The sequence below is a fragment of the Peptococcaceae bacterium genome (assembly GCA_024655825.1).
GTDB lineage: Bacteria > Bacillota > Peptococcia > DRI-13 > PHAD01 > JANLFJ01.
On the sequence record JANLFJ010000001.1, the window covers coordinates 135660 to 158212 of the forward strand.

Consider the following 22553-nt stretch of genomic DNA (forward strand, 5'->3'; position numbering starts at 1 on the left):
CACCTCGCTTTCAAGAATATTTCAACATATCCCTTTTAATATATAAGACAATCTATTATTACTTAATTCAAATTCTACTTTGTTCTTATTATAATATTTATCCAAATTCCTTAAAAATAAAGGACCTTCTCTATTTATACCTCTCCATGTATATACCCTCCCATCTGCATGGTTTTCCTCATAGTAACAAGCTTTATTAAATAAATCTTCATGATGCACTCTTAATCCTTTCCATTCATCATCTGTCTGAAAGAAACAGAAATAACAACCGGATCGTTTTCGCCAATTATAATAATCCGGAAGGCCCAATCCAGAGTTTAAAAGAATACTTATTACATCTTTAAGGGTAATATTATCTTTAATGAAGGGATAATTTGGTATTATATTACCTTTTGAACCTTGATAACCCTTTCTTCTCTCATCAGCTCTTATTGCAATATAGCTATACGTCAAATCGTTTCCGATATATTCTTCATATGGCTTAAGTTTTAGTTGCCTTGTACACCATCTATTTTGTGGAGACGGTAGGACTCCTTTGTAGTATTTTAGCCAATAATCAAAACCTCTTTCTGAACTAATTATTTTTATTTCGATATTCAATATCGCCCGAATCCTATTTAGGTATTCGTATGTCTCGGGAAGCTCACAACCGCTGTCAGTGAAAACATATTCAATATCTAAATTTGGATATTTTTCACGCATATAGACGGCTAAGGCCGCGCTGTCTTTTCCTCCGGACAATGCCAGAATATGACGCTCTTTTTGTTTATGGGTTTTATTTTTCATTAGCATGAGTCTCACCCTTAATCAATTCTTCGGCAAGCGCCAAGAAAACTGCTCTTGCTTTATCTCGCGGCATCGCCAGAATATCTTTGACTGTTTTATTTACAATTCCATCATCTAATCTAGCATGAAATATCTCTCTTCTGGTGGTGCCATCCGGGGCCATTAGACTGAAAAGCCTAGCTTCTTTCAAGACTCGGAGACCATTTAATGAGGCTAAAATCTCTAATTGCCCAATGCGATTTGCATAATCGCGCAATTTAGTGGTATAAACGTGGAAATCCTGGTCATTCCATGAGTCCATTGGTTTTTTAACGACTATTCCTGCAATGCCTCGCAACCAATCATCCAAACTTACATATTCACGAACCATCGCCTGGAGGACGGCCTTTAATTCACTTTCGTCGCAGATTTCCAACAAAGGTCTAAGTCGAGATACTAAGTCATTATACATTGCGCGTAGGTCTGGATAAGCGAAGACCTTAAGCGTCGCTGTTTGGACTTCTTGATTCAAAACTGAATAAGCTTCAGCCAATTCGTGCAGAACAGACCGCAAGCGGTGTTGCAATTCTTCACGCCAGATGTTTTTGTTAGCAGGGTCCTTTATGTTTATACCAAGCGCTCGAGGCAAATCTTCAAAAAGCAGTTCTATGGGTTCAATCGCGTTCTGAATAACAAATCGTGTTTCTTGGGCTGCCAAAGATACTTTCCTGGTATTTTTCGAATAGTCCGGTAGGTTATTGATAAATTTTAACAGAGGCCCAATAACGCCCAACATGGAAATGTTGCGGAGCCCTTCTTTGTCTCCAAGTTGCGCCTCATCCAATATTTTGCGATATACGTTAAATACTTCTTGTTCCACCTGGTTGGATAGAAAGCGTTTTAAGGTAAATAAATCAGGTCGTTTAATCATTAATGCAATATCGGAGCCATTCAGGTAAGGCTTATAACTCCCTTCTTGAAACACCGCTATTTCATCAGATTTAACCGTTAAGAATAAAGAAATATATATCGGAATAGGTCCTTGTCTCATGCCAAAGGGTGGTTCCTGCAAAATGCGGATAATCTCGGCAACACGGATTCCTTTTTGGCCGGATTTGTTGATATGTTCCTCAATGGTCTTCCATAATTGCTGGAGATTGGGATCCTTTCCTTCTAAAGATAAAACCCAAGCATTATTTTCATTCTTAAATGAATGCAGTCCTTCTGCCAGCAACAGCGATCGATAGATAGCCACCTCCGGGCCGAATCCTTGTAATCCGAATCGTTCTTTTTTACTGTGGGCCACCATCGCTTCAATTAATACACGGCGAGCTAAAGCGGCAGCGCTTGATAAATTGTCATAACTTATCATCTCATTGCCAATCCGTGGACTTTTATGATAACACCGATCACAGAGCTTTGATAATTCTAATGAAAGTTGCCTGGCACTTGAGATTTCTACCTCTTCCCCACCCGAAAACCATTTAACTTCCTGTAGACCTGGTGAGTATAGCTGCTGAATATATTGCCGGAATTGTTGCTCCGCTGCTTTTATACGGAATTGAAGCTCTTTGCGCGCTACACCGTCCCTTTCTAGTTCGGAAGATTCCTCCAACACTGAGCGTGCAGCGACTACTTCCGCTGCAAGTTCATATAAGGAAGACTGCTTTGAGGTATAAGCAACAAGAAGAGGCCTGTTATCTTGACACTTTGATGGTATATATGGAGGTTCATCCTGAATCCCGAAACTGTAAACAAAAAGCCCATCGAAACCCTTTTGCGGGACCAAGCTGGAAGAAAGCTCGTCTACATGCAACCAGCGTCGTTCGAATTGCCTAATGGTACCTGTTTTATAAGCATGACGGGAAGCAATAACCGGGGAAAGAGGCAAATAGGTTTGGAGAATTTTTGAAAGAGAGGTGAGAGCCAGTTTATCCTTTCTTTCGTGAATAGCAGTATTAATGTCAAAATCAGAGCCTTCCCATAACCTATACTCTCCTGCATATTCCCTGTATATTAGCTTGCCTCTTTCCGTAATTCTCCTAATAGATTCTTCACTTTTACTATAATCTTCACCATAGGAGTAGTAAATAATATCGGCAATATTCTCGAACGTGGCTTTAATATCCAAAGAACCACTAAGCAAATTTAGAATTCCAATATTTTTAAGGATTGCACGATCCAAGTCGGTTAAAGACCCAATGCTTTGTATAATGTCCTGTATCTCAATCAATCGCTGTGATTCGGCTCTGTGCAGAAAAATACCGGTGCTTACGCTGAAGAAATAGTCATAGAGGTAATCTAAGCCAATGGCCGGTAAACAACTTGTTTCTTGCCGTTCGCGCGCCAGATAAGCAGGTAGCGCATGCTGATCGCCGCTACAGAGAAATGCTAATAAAGTCCTGTCATTTTGTGCAAATCGGCGGCAAAGCTCACATAAAACTATGGCTGTTAACGGATGCAAGGGATATATACTAACAATTTTATCCAGACTAAATCCTTGTTCTTTTCCTATTGGCGTCTTGTGGATATAGTTATGAACTTCTGTCGCCCAAGCCTGAATCCGCTTTTTTTTATCTTCGTCAGAAGTCTGTTTCAGGGCTTTACTCATCAGATTAATCATGTGAGTATTAGATTCAATGAAAGAAATGTCTTCAAAACGCCCCTGAATTTTGCTCCATTCTCGTCTTTGAACCGTGGACAGTCCAACAATATATTCATCGAAGGCTTGGTGCAGGCAAACCCAGAGATATACGGATTCCATCTCCGCCAACTGCTGTAATATGAAAATATCGCCTTTATTGTGGTGATGAGAAAGATAATCCAAATTCTTGCCAAACTCATCAATCACGATAATTAATGATTTATCTGTAATGCTCTTTATCTGGTTAACAATCGATAAAAGCTGGTTCGAATCTATAATCTTTTGGTTGATTATTTTATGCAATTGATGTTCAATTCGTTCCTTTTGGGGAAAGCTGGCGATAGATATGGCGTGTTGTATGCCACGAGCCAAGGTGAGGTTTAGTGGTTCATAAGCCGCCGTAACAGGAATTTGAAAAAAACCTTTATTAAGCGCTAATGATTTCGCCAAACGTTTAGCAATTCCGCAATCAGCTTTTGTTAATACTTCCCAGGAAATTTTAGTCGCGCTTTGCGATGGATTGCCGGTTATCGCCAATAAGAAATTGATAAAAGCTGATTTTCCTATTCCATATGGTCCCGTTAAAGACCAGGCCGAAATCTTTTCTCCTTCAAGGGCGCTTATAAAACGTTTGATGATCTCCAGCGTTTTATCGCTGACCTGGTATTTGTGAATCAGCTCTACTCGTTGGCTGTCCCTTTCTATCCTGACTGAACGCGCACTGTTCATGTCAGGGCAGACATAATCAGATAGTTTCATTAAATATCACTGCTCCGAATAATATTTTTCTAACGCTTCCCAGTAAAGGTCTTCCGGTTCTCTTTCGATATGCAACTGTATAGAGCCAATAACGCTCACCAAGGAAACCCCAGTTATTTTTTTGATAGCCTGGTCCAAGTATGAACCGACCATGCTTTCCGATAATTTAAATGCAGCTCCTGGAGAATTAAAGTCATATGTCAAACGTTGTAAAGAAATTGTCCGTTGTCCGTTAGCATAGAATTGCATATATGAAAAACATGCAGCCGCAAATATTAAATCGGGAAGGCTTTGTTTTTCACGCATATTAAACATTACAGAATTGTTGGCCTCAGCTTTTTGTATAAGGCCTAGTTGTGTAAACGGGCAATAAATCTCTGAGTCTTTTTGCTCTTCGTCCAAATACATTCTTATAATACAGGAAGCATCCTTTGCAAAGGCTGTTGCAGAAAGGTTGGACATCCGTTCGTATTTTTGGGCCTCAGTGGCCAAGGCCTTACTAAGAAGGTTATTATCAAAGCTCAATAAATTTGGTTTATTGAAGGCGAAACACCAGTTAATTGCTTCTAAAGTTGGCACAAAGAGCTGCCAATGGAGTAACCATAATGAGGCTAAATCCTCTAAAAACGGGTCCCATCCTTCATCACTAAAAAGCTTGTCCCCTAATTTGGTGGTTTCATAATTTGGGTTAATTAATTTAAAAGCTAAACACCAATAACGTATCGACTGTACCATATTCTTACCTACGCCGAGTCGCTCTATTGCATCTTCAGCTTTAAACGCATTACTATCAGCGCGTATGGCATCGTATCCTTTTTTTAACCAGCCATAACGGGGAGTAAAGGTTTCATGCCGGCCAAGATTGCCCTTTTCAATATATTCCTTATAATTTAGCGTCTCTGTCAGCATCAGTAATTTGCTCCTTGCTTTTTATTAATTCGATTCTATCATAATTAATTCTATAAATTATTTCGACATGATCTTGTTAATTCCTGTAAAATTGATGAGAAATCTACCATCTTGATTTAAAAAAATGAGAACCCCTGACTATGCGACGCGGGTTTTTCATTTTAAACGTAAATTTTATCTTAATACAGCGCCACCTCCTTGACCGGATCCGGGGAACCGGGATAATGACGATTGGATAAAAACAGCCGTTCGCACAAATAATAAGCCTGTCAATAAGTTTAAATCCCAGTTAGCGGAGGTTGCGCGATGATGCTCAAAAAAAAGGCCCGCATAATCACCGGCCTTGTCCTGATTCTTTTCTTTACGGGCGGGGTACTGCAGGACATGTTCAACTTATCCAAGGCCGCCCGTGGTGAGAGGGGAACCGTTTCCAGCAACGATGTCTGGGTCCTGTCGAAAATAATCGCCGGGGAAGCGCGCGGCGAACCGTTTGTCGGGCAGGTTGCGGTAGGAGCGGTGGTGGTCAACAGGGTAAAGAACCCTAATTTCCCGAATTCCGTATACGGGGTCGTTTTCGAGCCGGGAGCATTCACGGCTGTTTCCGACGGCCAGTACTACAGGCCGCCCACAAGCTCTGCGATAAAAGCGGCCCGGGCAGCTATCAACGGCTGGGATCCCAGCGGGGGCGCGCTCTATTACTGGAACCCGGCCACAGCGACTTCCGGCTGGATCTGGACCAGGAGGATAATCACCCGGATCGGAAAACACCTTTTCGGCCGTTGATAAAGGAGGGCAAAAACCACTATGAAAAAATGGCGTAGCATGCTCATACCCGGCTTGCTGGTAGCAGCCCTGCTGGTTACGGGCGCCTGGGGCTACGGCGAGTACAGGACTAGGCAGCACCTGCAAAACAGGGCGGAAAGCCAGTATCAAAAAGACGCTCTTGAGCTGTCCTGGCATTTGGACAATATTTCCGGGCAGCTGGCCCAGCTTATGGTTACATCTTCCAGGGAAAAGAACGTCATAGGCCTTGCGACGCTCTGGCGTGACGTATTTGCCGCCCAGTCCAGCATCGGCGGGCTGCCCCTGGCTTTCATCCCGCTTTCCAATACAGAAAAATTTCTTTCGGATGCTGGAGAAGCGGCCTTCGGCATACTGAAACGTGTTGTTCAGGGTGCCGGAGAGTTGACTAAAAAAGATAAAGAAATAATCGCCCAGCTTTACGACAGGTCGAAAACGCTTAAAGGCGATATGAACAAGCTGTCCGCCCGGGTGCTGGACAGGGACCTCAACTGGACGGAAGTGGAAACGGCCGCTGTTAATCAAAACAAAAAGCTGCAGGACAACACCATACTCGACGGTTTTGAATTAATGGAAAAAAAGATGGAAGAATACCCGGAACTGAATTTGGGCAAGGACCTTGACCCCGTCAAACCAGATACCAGGGTGGTCCGGGAGGATAAGAAAATAGACGTTGAGCAGGCCAAAAAGGCGGCCAGGGAATGGTGGTATTCCCCGGGCGATGAACACGCCGTGAAGGTTGTTTACCAGGGAGTCGGCGATATTCCCGAATATGGATTGGAAATCACACCTTCGCCGGGGGAAAACGAACCGGTTTACATCAGTGTGAGCAAACTTGACGGGACGGTTATCTGGGCCGTGAAGCCAAGGGCAATAAACGCGCCCGGCATCGACTTCAGTGAAGCGGAACGCAGGGCGTTGGCTTTTTTGCAAAAACGTGGTTTTGAAAACGTGGTTACTGTCAATGTGGCACAGGAGGACGACAGCGCGGTATATACTTTTGTGCCGCGGCAGGGCGAGGTCCTGCTTTATCCTGACCAGCTCAAGGTAATGGTGGCCCTGGATAACGGTGAAATAAACGGTTTTGAAGGCGCTTCCTATTACATGTATCACCGGGAAAGGACCCTGGAGGCGCCTGCCCTGAGCGAAAAAGACCTGCGTAAACTGATAAGTCCGAACCTGAAGGTCGAACTGGTCCGTCCCGCCCTGATCAGCAGCGGGCGGGGGATGGAAGTCTTGACCTGGGAGGTCAGGGGTTCCTATGAAAACGAGAAATTCGTCATATTTTATAATGCCCAAACCGGCAGCGAGGAGGAAATCACCAGGATTACGCCGCCTCCCAGGTTTACTTTTACCGTCGCCGGCTGAGCGTGTTACAGCGCCGTCCAAAAAGCGGCGTTTTTATTTTATTCATATATCCTTGGGCATGCGTTGACATGATAGTAATGTCCAACATATAATTGTGAAAAGGAAAAAACATTCAATTACCCTGGCTTTGGCGCTTGGTGTTTTTGCTTTTTTGGGGATACTTAGTGGTGGGTTAAAAGCCGGAGGAGGACATAAAGATGAGTATTATCGCTTCCATCAGGGAAAAAATTCGCCAAGAGGTTAAAAGCTCCCTTTTCAGGGCCCAGAAGGCAGGCCGGATTGTTTTCCAGGAGATGCCGGAATTTGTTGTAGAAGTGCCCAGGGACAAGTCTCACGGCGATTTTGCCGTTAATGCGGCGATGCTCCTGACAAAGGAAGCGAAAATGGCCCCCCGTGCTATTGCTCAGATAATCGTGGAGTTTTTGCGGGACGAAGACGGCTGGTTTGAAAAAGTGGAGGTGGCAGGTCCTGGTTTTATCAACTTTTTCCTGAACACTTCCTGGGTTTATGGAGTTTTGCCGATGGTTATAAAACAAGATGACAAGTACGGGTATTCCGATTTCGGGTCCGGCCGAAAAGTTCAGGTGGAGTTCGTCAGCGCCAACCCCACCGGGTTATTGCACATGGGCAACGCCAGGGGTGCGGCCCTGGGAGACACCCTGAGCAATATCCTGGAAGCGGCCGGCTATGAGGTAACCAGGGAATTCTACATAAACGACGCAGGCAACCAGATCGAAAACTTCGGCAAATCCCTTGAAGCTCGCTATCTCCAGCTATTAGGCGTTGATGCTCCCTTTCCCGAAGAAGGTTATCACGGGGAAGATATTATAGAAACCGTGAAAAACATCGCAGCCGAGATTAAGGATAAATACCTTGACCTTGACCCGGCGCTGCGCCGGGAGTTCTTAATCAAAAAGGCCCTGGAGGAGAAAATAAATTCGATAAAAAACGACCTGGCCAACTTCGGCGTGGAATACGATGTTTGGTTTAGCGAGCAGACCCTTCATGACAGCGGCGCAATTTCAAGAACGGTTGAAGAACTGAAGGAAAAAGGTTACATATATGAAAAGGGAGGTGCCCTGTGGTTTAAATCAACGCTTTTCGGCGACGAAAAAGACGAAGTTGTCGTTCGTTCCAACGGCGTGCCCACCTATTTCGCTGCCGATATAGCCTATCATAAGAACAAATTCGAAAGGGGTTTCGACCGGGTGATCGATATTTGGGGTGCCGATCATCACGGCCACGTCTCGCGCATGAAAGGCGCCATGAAGGCGCTCGGCTATAACCCCGACAACCTTCAGGTCATCCTCATGCAGCTTGTCCGCCTTTACCGGGGCGGCGAAATAGTGCGCATGTCCAAGCGGAGCGGCCAGTACATTACCCTTTCCGAGCTGGTGGAGGAAGTGGGCAAGGATGCTGCGCGCTATTATTTTGTAATGCGCAGTCCCGACAGCCACCTGGATTTTGATCTGGACCTGGCCAAAGAGGAATCGGCGGAAAACCCGGTTTATTACGTTCAGTACGCCCATGCCCGTATCAACAGCATTCTAAAGGCTTTTGCCGGGCAGATGCCCGGGGTTGACGAGGTGAATTTTAACTTGTTGACTGAGCCGTATGAAATAGAATTAATCCGCAAAATTGCGGATTTACCGGAGGAAATAACCGGCGCGGCCGTGAATATGGAACCTCACCGGATGACCCGTTATGCTCACGAACTGGCTTCGCTCTTCCACAGTTTTTACAACAGCTGCCGCGTCTTAACGGACGACGAGGAACTCAAAAAGGCGCGCCTTCTCCTGGTAGACGCCGTCCGCATAACCCTGCGCAATGTCCTTGGATTGATTGGGGTGAGCGCTCCTGTAAGGATGTAATTTTTACGATTCCTTAATCAAATAAAGTATTATTGTAAGCAGGATGGTGGATGTATTAACGAGAATAATAGGAAAGAATTACTTGATGCTTAGGTCGACCGAAGGGGTGGAAAATAAATGGAAGAATCCAGCTTGAATATTAATCCGAAGTTGTCAGAAGTGGACATTGCTTACCAGATTCTGAAAAGAAGCGGTTCGGGCAAGAGTTTTCGCGAGCTGATGCAGCAGGTTTGCGCCATTAAGGGGATAACTCCGGATAACCCCCAGTTGATGGCCGCATTTCATACACAGATTAACCTTGATAACCGTTTTACCTATCAGGGCCAGGGGAACTGGGGTTTAAAGGAATGGACACAGGCCAAGGTTGTACGCCGCAACATCTCTTACGCTGCCGCCGGCAGGCACGTTCCTTTTCGCCGCCGTTCCCTGCAGGACGAAGTCGAGCACGATGAGAACGAATACGGTGACGGTTTTGAGTTCATTCCTTCTGATGATGAAGAAGAATGGGAGGAATAAAGGGCCTGTCCGGAATAATACAAACCGTCAAGATAAATATTGAGAAAGCGTATAAAAAGGCAGGGATGCAAGGAAAAAAAGTGATAAGAGAATTTGACTGCAGGTAAGGGATAAGTATAGAATTTATTCGGCGTGTTTGTAGATCAGAAAAAGTCGCAGCACAGGAGGGGGAGAAATTGCCGGCCAAGTTCGTATTTGTTACGGGTGGAGTTGTATCGTCCCTGGGCAAGGGTATTACCGCCTCGTCCCTGGGAAGACTGCTGAAAAACCGGGGCCTGAAAATAGCCGTGCTCAAATTTGATCCGTATATCAACGTAGACCCCGGTACAATGAGTCCTTACCAGCATGGCGAAGTATTTGTCACTGAAGACGGCGTGGAAACAGACCTGGACCTGGGACATTACGAAAGGTTTATTGATATTAATGTCACCCGCTTGGCAAATGTTACCACGGGGCAGATTTACGGCTCGGTAATTGCCAGGGAAAGACGGGGAGACTACCTGGGCGGCACAGTTCAGGTGATTCCCCACATCACCAACGAGATTAAGGATGCAATTCACCGGGTTGCTCGGGAAAATGACCCCGATGTGGTCATAACTGAAATCGGCGGGACTGTCGGCGATATAGAATCGCTCCCGTTCCTCGAAGCAATCAGGCAGCTGAAGAGCGATTTAGGAAGGGATAACGTAATGTATATACACGTTACCCTTGTTCCTTACCTGAAAGCTGCCGGAGAAGCGAAAACAAAACCGACCCAGCACAGCGTAAAAGAACTGCGCAGCATCGGGATCCAGCCTGATGCCATTGTCTGCCGTTCCGAGAGGCCTCTTTCCAAGGAAATGGAAGAAAAGCTGGCCCTGTTCTGCGATATTGATAAGGAGGCCGTGATCCAGGCCGTCGACGCCGAATCAATTTACGAAGTTCCCCTTATTTTGAAATCGGAAGGTCTTGATGATATTGTCGTCGAACGTTTAGGCTTACAATGCGGGGAAGCCCAGCTGGACGAGTGGAAAGAAATAGTCAGGAAAATAAAAGAGCCCCGCGGTTGTATCAATGTGGCCCTGGTCGGTAAATATGTTGAGCTTCCCGATGCCTACATGAGCGTTTGCGAGGCCTTGCGTCATGCGGGAATAGCCCATAAGGTTTCGGTAAAGATAGACATGATTTATTCAGGCGACCTGGAGAACGGGGCAGATGTTCAACATTATCTCAAGGATGCCGACTGCGTGTTGGTTCCGGGGGGATTCGGAGACAGGGGCATCGAAGGAAAAATCAGGGCCATCAAGTACGCACGGGAAAACAAGCTGCCGTTTTTCGGGATATGTCTCGGCATGCAGCTGGCGGTGGTCGAATACGCCCGCAGCGTCGCCGGACTGGACGCCAACAGCTCCGAGTTCAACCTGCAAACGCCACATCCCGTCATTGACCTTCTGCCTGAACAAAAAAACATAACAGATATGGGAGGGACAATGAGGCTGGGGAGATACCTTTGCCGGCTCATTCCGGGCACAAAGGCGTACGCCGCTTATAACGAACCGGAAGTGAGCGAGCGCCACCGTCACCGTTTCGAGTTTAACAATGACTACCGGGAAATATTAGCACGGCACGGGATGGTAATCAGCGGGCTTTCACCCGACGGGCGCCTGGTGGAGATCATTGAACTGGCGGATCACCCCTGGTTTTTGGGCTGCCAGTTTCACCCGGAATTCAAGTCGCGGCCCAACAGGGCCCACCCGCTGTTTAAGGATTTTATTGGCGCGGCCGTAAAACAAAAAGGAATTCCCCTGATTTGATTAAAATCGCCTGGTGGGGCGATTTTAATTTTAAGCATGATTTTTATAAAATTATGAAATAAGTCCTGCATTTTGAGATAGCAGTATACATTTTGGAAGACATTGGTTAAAATAAGAATTGATATAAGCCCTAAGATAAACAACTAGCCAGGAGGGACCCGATGTATCGAGCGAGGCTGATTGGACCGCAGGAAAAGGAAGCCTTTAATAACTTCGTAGCGTACGCTCCCAAGGGACATATCCTGCAGTCCTATGAATGGGGGGAGATAAAAGGGCGGGGAGAATGGCAGCCTATCAGGCTTCTGGTGGAGGACAAAGAGGGGGTGCCGCGCGCAGCGGTTTCCATTTTAAAGCGGCGCATTCCACTGCTGGGAAAGGCCATTTTTTACGCGCCCCGGGGACCGGTGGGCGATGTTGAAGACTGGGAATTGATGGATTTCCTGTTTGCAGAAGTCAAAAAACTGGCTTCCCGGCACAGGGCCGTATTTTTAAAAATCGACCCGGATATTCCTGCCGGTCACCGGTCTTTTGGCGAATACCTTAAGTCAAGAAATTTTGTTGCCGGGGACAAAGGAGCCGGTTTCGAAGGTGTCCAGCCCAAATTTGTTTTTCGACTTGATTTGAGCCCTTCGCTAGAAGACCTTTTCCACCGTTTTCACCCCAAGACCCGCTATAACATACGGTTAGCCGAAAAAAAGGGAGTAGAGGTCCGCGATGACTGCACCAGGGAAGACCTGCCGGTATTTTACGAAATACTGAAAGAGACCACAGAACGCGACAGATTCCTTGTCCGTCCCTACCCGTATTTCCTTGATTTGTGGGATTATCTTACCCCCCCCGGGTACCTAAAACTATTTATGGCCTATTACGAAGGCAAAGCGATTGCCGGAACCCTGGCCTTTCTCTTTGGGGACAAGGCCTGGTATATCTACGGGGCTTCTTCCAACAGCCACCGGAACGTAATGCCCAACTACCTGCTGCAGTGGCGGATGATCCAATGGGCCAAGGAAAACGGCTGCCTGTTTTACGACTTCAGGGGCGTGCCGGGCAATCTCTCTGAAGACAACCCGCTTTACGGATTGTATCGCTTCAAGAAAGGCTTCAACGGGACATATACCGAATTTATCGGAGAGCACGACCTGGTATTTCTGCCTTGCCATTACAGGCTTTGGACGCGGCTCGAACCTCTCTATCAGAAAAACGTCAGGCGCCTGATTAACCTGAAAAAACGACTAAAAAAATAGGGGCGGTGAAACGATGGATTCTTTTTCGACTGTCCCGAAATGGGTGGAAATCGACCTTGAGGCCATAAGTCACAATTACTTCCAGCTGCGCCGGCTGGTGGGCAAGGACGTGAAGATACTTGGTGTAGTTAAGGCGGATGCCTACGGTCACGGCGCGGTTGAAGTCGCGCGAACCCTTGAGCAGCTGGGGATAGATATGCTGGGCGTCACTACCGTGGAAGAAGGCCGGCAGCTGAGAGAAGGAAGGATCAATGCGCCTGTTTTGGTTTTCGGACCGTTTCTGCCTGAAGAAGCACAGGCCGTTGCCGACCTGGAATTGACGGCGACCATCGCTTCCCGCCGGTCCCTGGACTGGTTAGATGATGCCGGGTCAAAATCCAACCGCAAGATAAGCGTTCACCTGAAGGTCGAAACGGGAATGGGTCGCCTGGGGTATTGGCCGGATGAAATTGCCGACGCCGCCCTGGCGGTCCTCAACAGTTCCGGGCTGGTGCTGGAAGGGATTTACTCCCATTTGTCAACCGCCATGTGGAAGAACAAAACAAACGCCAAAAAGCAGTTTGGCCTGTTCAAAAAAGCCCTTGAGGAGTTGGAACGAGCCGGGATAAAGGGGATAACCAGGCATATTGCCAACAGCGCCGCACTGCTGGATTTACCGGAAATGCACCTGGATATGGTCCGCACGGGCACCCTTCTTTATGGACAGTATCCGAGCCCCTGGCAGGAAGGGATGTTGGACTTGAAGGACCCCTGGGTTATGAAGGCGCGTGTTATTCACCTGCGTGAATTACCGCCGGGCCACGGCGTGGGCTACGGTCGTGCGTTCGTGACTTCCCGCAAAACAACGGTGGCGCTTCTGCCGGTGGGTTTTGCCGACGGATTACAGGTGGAGCCGGTTTTTAAACCTGCCAGTTTTCTAGAGCTGCTTAAAGGGATAGCCAAGCTGGTTTTGCAATACCTGAATCACCCTCGTATGAGGCCTGCTGTCGTCTTTCCCGGGGGCCAAGGGCGTGTTATCGGGAAAGTGGGCATGCAAATGACGATGGTGGATGTGACCGGCATTCCGGGCCTTGAGATTGGGACGACGGCCCAGGTGCCGGCAAGGAGAACGGCGGTGAGCCCGGCAGTTCCCAGGCGTTATATTCATAAGGGGGAAAAGCTTAACTACCGTCAACAAATACTCCTGGAAAAAGGGTGGTAAACAATGAGTATTCACGGTAAGGTGCTGGTGGTGGACGACCAGGAAGGGATCAGAAGACTGCTCGGTGAGACCTGTGCCATTCTGGGATATGAAGCGGTTACCGTTTCAACGGGGAACGAGGCTGTCAGGATGGCGGCGAATACTCAATTCAGCGCGGCGCTTATCGACATGAAAATGCCTGGTCTAAGCGGACTTGAAACCATAAAACGGCTTCGCGAAATAGCCCCCCTGCTTAAAATAGTCCTGATGACCGGTTACGGTGAGATTTACCAGGCCGAAGACATTGCCAGGCTGGGGGTGTGCGGGATCATCCGCAAACCTTTTGATCTTGAAGAAATAAAGAATTTTTTGGAAGGTATGAACAGCGCCTGAAAAAGTATCCTTTTCCTTCGGAAAACTGGCAGGATTTTGTAAAGCGATGAAGAATACTTTTTTGGGTCATTGACTTGAACTGCACGCCGTTCTAATGTTTTTACTTTTAGGAATCAGGTGGAAGGAAGGTGCCGGCAGTGCTTATAACGACCAGGACGACACTGGCCCTGCGGTGCCCGGACTGCGGGCAGCCGGGTTTTTTTCCTCTTTCCCGTTTTGAATTGAATTCCGGCAAACACAAGGTGATCTGCAGCTGCGGCACGCACCTGGCAACCATAACCAAAACCGGCCCCAAAAATTTCAGCCTGCATGTAGAGTGCCCGCTGTGCGAGGCCAGGCACCAGCAGACCTTTAAGGCGTTTCAGCTGTGGGGAGGCGGCATACAAAAGGTTGCCTGCGAACTGTCCGGCCTGGAGATCGCGTTAATCGGGCCTAAAGAGCAGGTGAGGGAAAATATCCGGCTGACAGACCGCCCGGCGAAAGAAATGGCCGAAGACCTGGGTTACGACAAACATTTTCTCAACCCGGAAATTATGTACCAGGCACTTGATTTTTTGCGCGAACTGGCGGAGGACGGGCGCCTGGACTGCGGCTGCGGCGCCGGTCATATAGATGTGGAAGCGTACCCCGACCGGATCGAACTGTTCTGTACTGAATGCGAGGCGGTGGGGATTTTATTTGCCGAAACCATCCAGGACCTGCAATTGCTGCAGGGAATGAAGGAACTGCAGCTTGAAGCGCGCGCTTACCGTTACCTTGATCAAAAACGGCTGTGCCGGCGGGGGCCTTCGAAAAGAAACACCTGATCAACGATAAAAAACAGGCCAAAATAGCACACTATAACCTGACAGCTGATTAAATTAATTTAAGGAGGGTTTATAAATGCCGCTTGTTACCGGGAAAGAGTTACTTGACAAAGCCGAAAAGGGAGGTTATGCCGTAGGAGCTTTTAACTGCAACAATATGGAGATAGTTCAGGCCATCGTTGCGGCTGCCGAGGCGGAGAATGCCCCGGTTATCATTCAGGCAAGCCAGGGAGCCATTAAGTATGCGGGGTTGGAGTACATCGTAGGGCTGGTCAGTGTTGCCGCCAAGAACACTCGCATTCCCGTTGCCTTGCACCTGGACCATGGAACAAGTTTCAACCAGGTCATCCAGTGCATTCGCTACGGTTTTACATCGGTAATGATAGACGGTTCCAAGCTTCCCCTGGAAGAAAACATCGCCCTGACCAAGAAAGTGGTGGAGATCGCCTCGGCGGTGGGCGTGTCGACTGAAGCCGAACTCGGGAAAATCGGCGGGACAGAGGATGACATTACGGTGCTGGAAAGAGAAGCGATGCTGACTGATCCCGAGGAAGCCAAAACATTTGTTGAACAAACCGGGGTGGGTTCGCTGGCCATTGCCATAGGCACCGCCCACGGCCAGTATAAGTTCGACCCGGAGCTCGATTTCGACAGGCTGGCCAAGGTGCGCAGCCTGGTCAACGTGCCCATAGTGCTGCACGGTTCGTCCGGGGTTCCCGACAAAGACATCCAGAAGGCCATCTCCTTAGGCGTCCGCAAAGTCAATATTGACACCAACATCCGTGAGGCCTTCGTCAAAGGGGTGCGGGAAGCCGTCAAAAATCCCAAAGAGATTGACCCGCGCAAGATCCTGGGCCCGGCCCGGGAAGAAATGACCGCAATCGTCAGGGAAAAAATCCGCCTTTTCGGTTCCAGCGGGAAAGCCTGACAGCGCCAGCGAAAGCGATTTGCGGCGGTTCAGACCTGGAGAACGAGACAAAAAGCGAGAATGAGAAAATAAATGGTTCCGGTGGAGGGATTCGTATGGAGCTGTTCCTTGATTCGGCGAACCTGGAAGAGATCAGGGAAGCTGCGGAGCTGGGAGTTATCAGCGGGGTAACCACCAATCCGACCCTGGTGGCCAGGGAAAAAGGGATGGATTTCTTTGAACTGGTGGAGCGGATAGCCGGGATGGTTCCCGGGCCAGTCAGCGCGGAAGTCATTTCGACCGGCGCGGCCGGGATGGTTGAAGAAGCCCAAAAGCTGGCGGCGATCAGAGACAATGTGGTTGTAAAAATACCTTTGACGGCCGAAGGTCTAAAGGCGGTAAACGTTTTGAACCGGCAGGGCATCAAGACCAACGTGACGCTGGTTTTTTCTCTCAACCAGGCGCTGCTGGCCGCCAGGGCCGGGGCCGCCTATGTAAGCCCTTTTGTGGGCAGATTGGACGACATCGGGTTTGACGGGATGTCCCTGGTGGCGGATATTGCCGCAGTGTATGAAATCCATTCCCTGAAGGCAAGGGTCATTGCCGCCAGCATCCGGCACCCGCTCCATGTCGTTGAGGCGGCCAAAGCCGGGGCTCATATCGCCACAATACCTTACAAGGTGCTGCTCCAGATGATCGAACATCCCGTTACCCGGATCGGCATCGAGAGATTCCTGGCTGATTGGGAAAACGCAGCAAAAAAACCGGCGAAAAATAGCCGACGGCAGCGACCGTAAGCAGGCCTGGTTTTCGGTTCCGCCCGGCCTGGGCAGAGACGTTCCTGCGCGCCCGGGTAAAGAGGAGCTTCAGCAAAGCGGGCGCAGGCAAAAGAGGGGAGGAGTGCAAGATGTCTTCGGAGAGGTTGGACTGCATAATAGAACGGGAACTGGCGCTTGAGTTCGCGCGCGTTACGGAGGCGGCTGCCCTGGCTTCGGCGCGCTGGTGGGGACGCGGCGACAAAAATGCTGCCGACGATGCGGCGGTAAGAGCCATGCGGGCCATGTTCGATACAATTAACATTGACGGTACCGTAGTGATAGGCGAAGGAGAAATGGACGAGGCGCCCATGCTCTATATCGGGGAAAAGGTGGGCAGAGGCAGACACGTCCAGGTTGATGTGGCGGTGGACCCGCTGGAAGGAACAAACCTTGTGGCCAAGGGCCTGACGGGCGCCATTTCGGTACTGGCAGTTGCTCCCAGCGGCTGCCTGCTGCATGCCCCTGACATGTACATGGAAAAAATCGCGGCAGGTCCCGCCGCCGTGGGAAAAATAAGCCTGGATGCCAGCGTCGCCGAAAACGTTAAGGCGGTTGCCCAAAGCCTCAATAAGGGTGTTCACGACCTGACCGTCGTGGTTCTCGACAGACCGCGCCACAGCGAAATAATCAAGGAGCTGCGCCGCCTGGGGGTACGGATCAAACTGATAAGCGACGGAGACGTTTCGCCGGCCGTAGCGACGGCTATTCCGGGGTCGGGAGTCGATATGGTTTTAGGGATCGGCGGGGCCCCGGAAGGTGTTTTGGCTGCTGCGGCTTTGCGCTGCCTGGGAGGCGAGTTCCAGGGCAGGCTTTGGCCGGAGGATGAAAAAGACAAGGAACGTGCCCGTAAGCTGGGAATTGACGATATAAACAAAATACTCAAAATGAATGACTTGGTCAGGGGAGAGGATGTTATTTTTGCGGCTACGGGGATAACGGACGGCGATTTCCTGAAAGGCGTGCGGTTTTACGGCAATACTGCCACAACCCATACCGTCATCATGCGAAGGGCCTCAGGAACCGTCAGGTTTATCGAAGCCCAGCACCGTGTTGACAGGAAAACCAAATACGTTCAGGTATAAAATACGGCAAGAAAAACGGATTATGGCAAAATATGGCTATTTCGGCGTCTTGCGCGGGGAAACGGTCTGTGATATAATTTTTCCTTGCATGGAAAGTCCAATCGGTTTAGCCGGTTTTGGAAAGAGGTGAGAATATGAAAGAGGGTATACATCCCAAATACGGCAAAGCGACGGTAACCTGTGTCTGCGGGGAGACATTCGAAACCGGATCAACCAAGCCGAACCTCAGGGTTGAGGTTTGCTCCAAGTGCCACCCGTTCTTTACCGGCAAGCAGCGCTTCGTGTACACGACAGGCCGGGTTGAAAGGTTTAAAAACAAGTACGGTATCGAATAAAAACGTAGCAGAGCAGAGGCTCTGCTATATTTATACTCCATTCAAAATAAAGGAATAAGGTGCGATGTTATGCTGGAAAAACTGCAGCAGCTTGAAGAGCATTACGAAGAACTGGGCCGCCTGCTCGGCGACCCGGAAATAATCAGCCAGCAGAGCGAGTGGCAAAAACATGCCAAGGCCCATGCCGCCTTGAGCGAGGTTGTGGCCGCGTACCGCGAATACAAGGAAGTTTTGAAAAGGATCGAGGAAAACAGGGAACTGCTGGACGAAAGACTGGAACCGGATTTTCGCGACCTGGTGGAGGCCGATCTGGAAGAATTGAAGGAAGAAAAAGATAAACTTGAAGACCGGTTGAAAGTCCTGCTTTTGCCCAGAGACCCCAATGACGAGAAAAACGTGATCATTGAGATTCGAAGCGGTACGGGCGGGGAAGAAGCTGCTCTGTTTGCTGCCGACCTGCTGAAAATGTACACCCGTTATGCGGAGAAAAAGGGCTGGAAGGTGGAAATGCTTTCCGCCAGTTATACCGATATCGGCGGTTTCAAAGAAGTAATCGCCATGATCGAGGGTAAAGGTGCATACAGCCGGTTAAAGTTTGAAAGCGGCGTGCACAGGGTGCAGCGAATACCCGTCACCGAGTCAGGCGGACGCATTCATACCTCGGCTTCAACAGTGGCCGTTCTTCCCGAAGCTGAGGAAGTGGATGTGGAAATAAACCCCAACGACCTCCGGATAGACATCTTCTGTTCCAGCGGGCCGGGCGGACAGTCGGTAAACACCACCCAGTCTGCGGTGCGCGTGACCCACTTGCCGACGGGCATTGTGGTTTCCTGCCAGGACGAAAAATCACAGCACAAAAACAAGGAAAAAGCCATGAAAGTTTTAAGGGCTCGCTTGCTGGAGAAGGCCAAAATGGAACAGGCCGGCGAAATGGCGAGCGCCCGCAGGACAATGGTTGGCAGCGGCGACAGGAGTGAACGCATCCGCACTTACAATTTCCCGCAGGGAAGGGTGACCGACCACCGGATTGGGCTTACCTCCTACCGTTTGGAAGATGTCCTGCAGGGTGAACTGGACGAATTTATCGATGCCCTGATTACCACGGACCAGGCTGAAAAGCTGAAGAAAGCGGAACAATAGAATGAAGGACCAGAACCGTACACTGACAGGCGTGTACGGTTTTAACCGTGGACAAAATACCGGGCAGGTGGTACACAGTGACTGGCAGGGAAGCGCTGCAGTGGGCAGTCTCGCTCCTGGCCGGGCTGGGCTTGGACAAGCGGGTCGCCCGCCTTGAGAGCAGGCTTATCCTGGAAAAAGCCTGGGGCAAAAAAGGATTGAAACTGATTACTGATCTTGATGAGCTTCTTGATGAAGATGCGCAAGAAAAATACATGAGCCTGATCGGGCGAAGGGTCAGACGTGAACCGCTCCAATACATTGTGGAAGAACAGGAATTCATGTCCCTTCCTTTTAAAGTTTCCCCAGATGTGCTTATTCCCCGCTGGGACAGCGAACTGCTGGCCGAGGAAGCGATCGGGCTTGGTAAATCCTTTGTGGAACCCAGGATTCTCGATATCGGCACGGGAAGCGGCGCCATTGCCGTCAGCCTGGCCTTTTATTTGCCGCGCTGCCGGGTATGGGCCGTGGATATTTCCGGTCCGGCCCTGGAAGTGGCTCGTCAAAACGCCCGTCGAAACGGGGTCGGGGACAGGGTCGAGTTCCTGAAGGGCGACCTGTTCGCTCCTCTTCCGCCCGGCATAAAATTCCACTTGATTGTCTCCAACCCGCCTTATCTAACCGAAGAGGAACTGGCATCGCTGGCCGAAGAAGTGAAAAAAGAACCCCGGATTGCGCTTGATGGGGGAAAAGACGGGCTCGAGTTCTATAAGGAGATCATCCCTGCGGCTTTTGAATTTCTCTTGCCGGGAGGCTCTCTTCTCCTGGAGGTTGGCTGGCAGCAGGGCGGCAGTGCGGCGGAAATCATGGCCAGGCATGGGTATTCTCGCCTAAGGGTCAAAAAAGACTACCAGGGAAAAGACAGGGTGGTTATTGGGGAAAAAACAAGAGAGTAATACGGGCGCAACTTTGTGTTATACTATCGTCAAGACTAGTTGCTGGGAAAGGCTGATAATGATTTGGAAACCGTAATCTGGCGGATCAATCCGGAAAACCCCGATCCAACCATAATCCAGGAAGCTGCCCGCATTTTGAAAAACGGCGGGCTGGTGGCCTTTCCCACAGAAACGGTATATGGACTGGGAGCCAACGGGCTTGATCCGGCAGCAGTCAGAAAAATATTCCGCGCCAAGAGGAGGCCTTCCGACAACCCGCTCATTTTACATATTGCCAATCAGCAAGAAGTGTTTTACTTGGCCGGCGTTGTCCCGTTAAAAGCCCAGGTCCTGATGGAAGCATTTTGGCCGGGACCGCTTACCCTTGTGCTTCCCAGGAGTGCCTTTATACCAGATGAGATCACGGCTGGTCTTGAGACGGTGGCGGTCCGGATGCCTGGGCACCCGGTGGCTCTGGCTCTCATCAGGGAGGCCGGCCTGCCGGTAGCCGCCCCCAGCGCGAATCTATCCGGTTATCCAAGCCCAACAAGAGCGGACCATGTCTGGGAAGACCTGGCCGGCCGCATAGACGCAGTCATCGATGGCGGTCCGACGGGACTTGGCCTGGAATCGACCGTTTTAGACGTTTCCGGAGAAGTGCCGGTTATCCTGCGCCCCGGCGGCGTAACCCGCGAACTGCTTGAGGAAACGATTGGTCCGGTACGGTATGACCCTGCCCTCGTTGATCCACGGGATATTCCCAGGGCGCCTGGTATGAAATACACCCACTATGCGCCGCGAGCCCAGGTGTTTCTTATTGACGGCGAACCCGAAACCGTCATGTCAAGGGTGCTGGAACTGGTGGAGGATTATACCAGACAGGGCAGGAAAGTCGGTCTCTTGCTGACTGACGAGGTTTGGCAAAAAGGTAAAAAAATTGAGACGGCCTACAGTAAGAACCTGGGAAGCAGGCGCGAACTGGAAAAGATAGCCCACAACATATACAGCGAGCTGCGCCGCTGCGACGCTGCCGGGGTCGATGTCATCCTGACCGAGACTTACAAGGAAGAAGGCTTGGGGACGGCGCTGATGAACAGGCTGCTCAAGTCGTCGGGGTATAAAGTGATTAATTCATAAAAACGCAAATCGAAAGATTCACCGGGGGGTTTCATGAACTATTATACGGTCCTGTTGGTTTCTTTTGCCCTGGGAATAGACGCTTTTTCCGTGGCTGTCGGCATCGGCCTGTCGGGCGTGAGGAAAAAGCAAATGCTTACAGTTTCATCGACGGTTACCCTTTTTCACATTTTTATGCCTCTTTTAGGGCTGAGCCTTGGCTCGTACCTGGGAAGGCTGGCCGGGCCCATGGCCGGGTCCATCGGGGCACTGATTCTCATGACGATAGGGCTCAGCGCTGTGTGGAACAGCCTGAAGGAACTTGGTCTTGTTGCGGCGGTAAGAAATCAATCCCGGCCGCTGGATATTACGAGTCCTGTCAGCCTGGTCCTGCTGGGCGCCAGCGTAAGCCTGGATGCGCTGACTGTGGGTTTCGGCCTTGGGGCGCTGCGGGTCGACCTGTTTCTTACGGTTGTGACGATGGGGATTGTGGCTGGCATCATGACCATGTCCGGTCTCCTCTTCGGCCGCCGGCTGAACAAGGCGTTTGGGCATAGGGCCGGGTTGGCAGGCGGTCTTATTCTAGTGGTTATCGGCTTTAAACTGCTGTTTCCCTGATAGAAAGGAGGCTCTAACCGTGTGAGCAGGACCTTGCTTTTTGTTTGCACCGGCAACACCTGCCGGAGTTATATGGCGGAAGCCGTGGCTAAACATTACCTGGGCAGCCGGCAGGCGGACCAGGAAGAGATAAGAATAATCTCTGCCGGCACCTGGGCCGTCGATAACGACCTGCCAACCGCGGAGGCTGCGGCCGCAATCAGCGAGCTGGGCATCGACCTGCCGGAACACCGTTCTCGCAGGCTGACGCCGGACTTAATTGGCGAGGCCGACTTGATCCTGACGATGACCAACAGACAAAAAAGCGAGGTGTTATATCTTGCTCCGGAAGCCGGAAGCAAGGTTTTCCGCTTAAAGGAGTATGCCTGCCAAGAGGGACAAAGAGAATGCCCAGATCCAAACGGCCTGGATATTGCTGACCCGTTTGGAAAGCCGCTTGAGTATTACCGGGCCTGCGCCGCCGAACTGCGCGCCTTTATTCCTGCGGCGCTGGAGAGGTTTTTGAACGGCCTGAACAAATAGAACAAAAGACACTATGAAGCTTGCGAGGAGAATAACGGGAGCTGCGAACCGG

At 49.8% G+C, this 22553-nt stretch carries 21 protein-coding genes; 18 read left to right on the plus strand and 3 right to left on the minus strand.

From position 1 onward, the window contains the following. Nucleotides 1–21: 21 nt before the first annotated feature. The 3 genes from NUV48_00650 to NUV48_00660 are packed head-to-tail and all read right to left on the minus strand — an operon-like array spanning nt 22 to nt 5077. On the minus strand, nt 22–786 hold the full coding sequence (locus NUV48_00650; protein MCR4440644.1) for a phosphoadenosine phosphosulfate reductase family protein: 765 nt from the start codon (nt 784–786) through the stop codon (nt 22–24). Next, nucleotides 776–4168: a hypothetical protein gene (locus NUV48_00655; protein MCR4440645.1), complete on the minus strand. Its 3393-nt coding sequence runs from the start codon at nt 4166–4168 to the stop codon at nt 776–778. The genes NUV48_00650 and NUV48_00655 overlap by 11 nt, the downstream gene beginning before the upstream one ends. Before the next feature lie 6 nt (nt 4169–4174). After that, nucleotides 4175–5077 (minus strand): DUF4007 family protein, encoded by a 903-nt coding sequence (locus NUV48_00660; GenBank protein ID MCR4440646.1) that lies wholly within the window; start codon nt 5075–5077, stop codon nt 4175–4177. Between the two features lie 306 nt (nt 5078–5383). Between NUV48_00660 and NUV48_00665 the strand changes: the two genes are divergently transcribed. The 18 genes from NUV48_00665 (at nt 5384) to NUV48_00750 (ending at nt 22501) form a co-directional block, all read left to right on the plus strand. Continuing rightward, on the plus strand, nt 5384–5860 hold the full coding sequence (locus NUV48_00665) for a cell wall hydrolase (protein ID MCR4440647.1): 477 nt from the start codon (nt 5384–5386) through the stop codon (nt 5858–5860). Nucleotides 5861–5881: 21 nt separating this feature from the next. After that, the gene (gene ypeB, locus NUV48_00670; protein ID MCR4440648.1) at nt 5882–7246 is read left to right on the plus strand and encodes a germination protein YpeB; all 1365 of its coding nucleotides are present in this window, start codon (nt 5882–5884) and stop codon (nt 7244–7246) included. A 197-nt stretch (nt 7247–7443) separates the two neighbouring features. Further along, nucleotides 7444–9117 carry an arginine--tRNA ligase gene (gene argS / locus NUV48_00675; protein MCR4440649.1) on the plus strand — a complete coding sequence of 558 codons (1674 nt, stop codon included), beginning with the start codon at nt 7444–7446 and terminating at the stop codon, nt 9115–9117. A 117-nt stretch (nt 9118–9234) separates the two neighbouring features. Beyond that, on the plus strand, nt 9235–9633 hold the full coding sequence (rpoE, locus tag NUV48_00680; GenBank protein ID MCR4440650.1) for a DNA-directed RNA polymerase subunit delta: 399 nt from the start codon (nt 9235–9237) through the stop codon (nt 9631–9633). A 176-nt stretch (nt 9634–9809) separates the two neighbouring features. Further along, a complete protein-coding gene (locus NUV48_00685; protein ID MCR4440651.1) occupies nt 9810–11426 on the plus strand; it encodes a CTP synthase in 1617 nt (538 codons plus the stop codon). 161 nt (nt 11427–11587) lie between these two features. Then, on the plus strand, nt 11588–12670 hold the full coding sequence (locus NUV48_00690) for a peptidoglycan bridge formation glycyltransferase FemA/FemB family protein (protein ID MCR4440652.1): 1083 nt from the start codon (nt 11588–11590) through the stop codon (nt 12668–12670). A gap of 13 nt (nt 12671–12683) precedes the next feature. Beyond that, a complete protein-coding gene (gene alr / locus NUV48_00695; protein ID MCR4440653.1) occupies nt 12684–13871 on the plus strand; it encodes an alanine racemase in 1188 nt (395 codons plus the stop codon). A 3-nt stretch (nt 13872–13874) separates the two neighbouring features. Beyond that, nucleotides 13875–14243 carry a response regulator gene (locus NUV48_00700; GenBank protein ID MCR4440654.1) on the plus strand — a complete coding sequence of 123 codons (369 nt, stop codon included), beginning with the start codon at nt 13875–13877 and terminating at the stop codon, nt 14241–14243. A 128-nt stretch (nt 14244–14371) separates the two neighbouring features. Further along, complete coding sequence (locus tag NUV48_00705) at nt 14372–15049, plus strand: hypothetical protein (GenBank protein ID MCR4440655.1); 678 nt, start codon at nt 14372–14374, stop codon at nt 15047–15049. Between the two features lie 76 nt (nt 15050–15125). After that, nucleotides 15126–15977 (plus strand): class II fructose-1,6-bisphosphate aldolase, encoded by an 852-nt coding sequence (locus NUV48_00710; protein MCR4440656.1) that lies wholly within the window; start codon nt 15126–15128, stop codon nt 15975–15977. A gap of 95 nt (nt 15978–16072) precedes the next feature. Beyond that, the gene (fsa, locus tag NUV48_00715; GenBank protein ID MCR4440657.1) at nt 16073–16753 is read left to right on the plus strand and encodes a fructose-6-phosphate aldolase; all 681 of its coding nucleotides are present in this window, start codon (nt 16073–16075) and stop codon (nt 16751–16753) included. Between the two features lie 137 nt (nt 16754–16890). Beyond that, nucleotides 16891–17856 (plus strand): class II fructose-bisphosphatase, encoded by a 966-nt coding sequence (glpX, locus tag NUV48_00720; GenBank protein MCR4440658.1) that lies wholly within the window; start codon nt 16891–16893, stop codon nt 17854–17856. A gap of 134 nt (nt 17857–17990) precedes the next feature. Next, nucleotides 17991–18191, plus strand: a complete 201-nt coding sequence (rpmE, locus tag NUV48_00725; GenBank protein ID MCR4440659.1) for a 50S ribosomal protein L31 — start codon at nt 17991–17993, stop codon at nt 18189–18191. A gap of 69 nt (nt 18192–18260) precedes the next feature. Continuing rightward, entirely contained in the window at nt 18261–19331 is a 1071-nt protein-coding gene (gene prfA, locus NUV48_00730) for a peptide chain release factor 1 (GenBank protein MCR4440660.1), read from the plus strand. A gap of 77 nt (nt 19332–19408) precedes the next feature. After that, nucleotides 19409–20266: a peptide chain release factor N(5)-glutamine methyltransferase gene (gene prmC / locus NUV48_00735; protein MCR4440661.1), complete on the plus strand. Its 858-nt coding sequence runs from the start codon at nt 19409–19411 to the stop codon at nt 20264–20266. Between the two features lie 63 nt (nt 20267–20329). Then, a complete protein-coding gene (locus tag NUV48_00740) occupies nt 20330–21382 on the plus strand; it encodes an L-threonylcarbamoyladenylate synthase (GenBank protein ID MCR4440662.1) in 1053 nt (350 codons plus the stop codon). A gap of 33 nt (nt 21383–21415) precedes the next feature. Beyond that, nucleotides 21416–21979 (plus strand): manganese efflux pump MntP family protein, encoded by a 564-nt coding sequence (locus NUV48_00745; GenBank protein MCR4440663.1) that lies wholly within the window; start codon nt 21416–21418, stop codon nt 21977–21979. Between the two features lie 21 nt (nt 21980–22000). Further along, entirely contained in the window at nt 22001–22501 is a 501-nt protein-coding gene (locus NUV48_00750; GenBank protein ID MCR4440664.1) for a low molecular weight protein arginine phosphatase, read from the plus strand. Nucleotides 22502–22553: the final 52 nt, after the last annotated feature.

Coding starts and splice junctions, on each gene's coding strand:
- NUV48_00650 (MCR4440644.1), bottom strand. CDS start 786: ATGAAAAATAAAACCCATAAACAAAAAGAGCGTCATATTCTGGCATTG.
- NUV48_00655 (MCR4440645.1), bottom strand. CDS start 4,168: ATGAAACTATCTGATTATGTCTGCCCTGACATGAACAGTGCGCGTTCA.
- NUV48_00660 (MCR4440646.1), bottom strand. CDS start 5,077: ATGCTGACAGAGACGCTAAATTATAAGGAATATATTGAAAAGGGCAAT.
- NUV48_00665 (MCR4440647.1), top strand. CDS start 5,384: ATGATGCTCAAAAAAAAGGCCCGCATAATCACCGGCCTTGTCCTGATT.
- ypeB (MCR4440648.1), top strand. CDS start 5,882: ATGAAAAAATGGCGTAGCATGCTCATACCCGGCTTGCTGGTAGCAGCC.
- argS (MCR4440649.1), top strand. CDS start 7,444: ATGAGTATTATCGCTTCCATCAGGGAAAAAATTCGCCAAGAGGTTAAA.
- rpoE (MCR4440650.1), top strand. CDS start 9,235: ATGGAAGAATCCAGCTTGAATATTAATCCGAAGTTGTCAGAAGTGGAC.
- NUV48_00690 (MCR4440652.1), top strand. CDS start 11,588: ATGTATCGAGCGAGGCTGATTGGACCGCAGGAAAAGGAAGCCTTTAAT.
- alr (MCR4440653.1), top strand. CDS start 12,684: ATGGATTCTTTTTCGACTGTCCCGAAATGGGTGGAAATCGACCTTGAG.
- NUV48_00700 (MCR4440654.1), top strand. CDS start 13,875: ATGAGTATTCACGGTAAGGTGCTGGTGGTGGACGACCAGGAAGGGATC.
- NUV48_00710 (MCR4440656.1), top strand. CDS start 15,126: ATGCCGCTTGTTACCGGGAAAGAGTTACTTGACAAAGCCGAAAAGGGA.
- fsa (MCR4440657.1), top strand. CDS start 16,073: ATGGAGCTGTTCCTTGATTCGGCGAACCTGGAAGAGATCAGGGAAGCT.
- rpmE (MCR4440659.1), top strand. CDS start 17,991: ATGAAAGAGGGTATACATCCCAAATACGGCAAAGCGACGGTAACCTGT.
- prfA (MCR4440660.1), top strand. CDS start 18,261: ATGCTGGAAAAACTGCAGCAGCTTGAAGAGCATTACGAAGAACTGGGC.
- NUV48_00745 (MCR4440663.1), top strand. CDS start 21,416: ATGAACTATTATACGGTCCTGTTGGTTTCTTTTGCCCTGGGAATAGAC.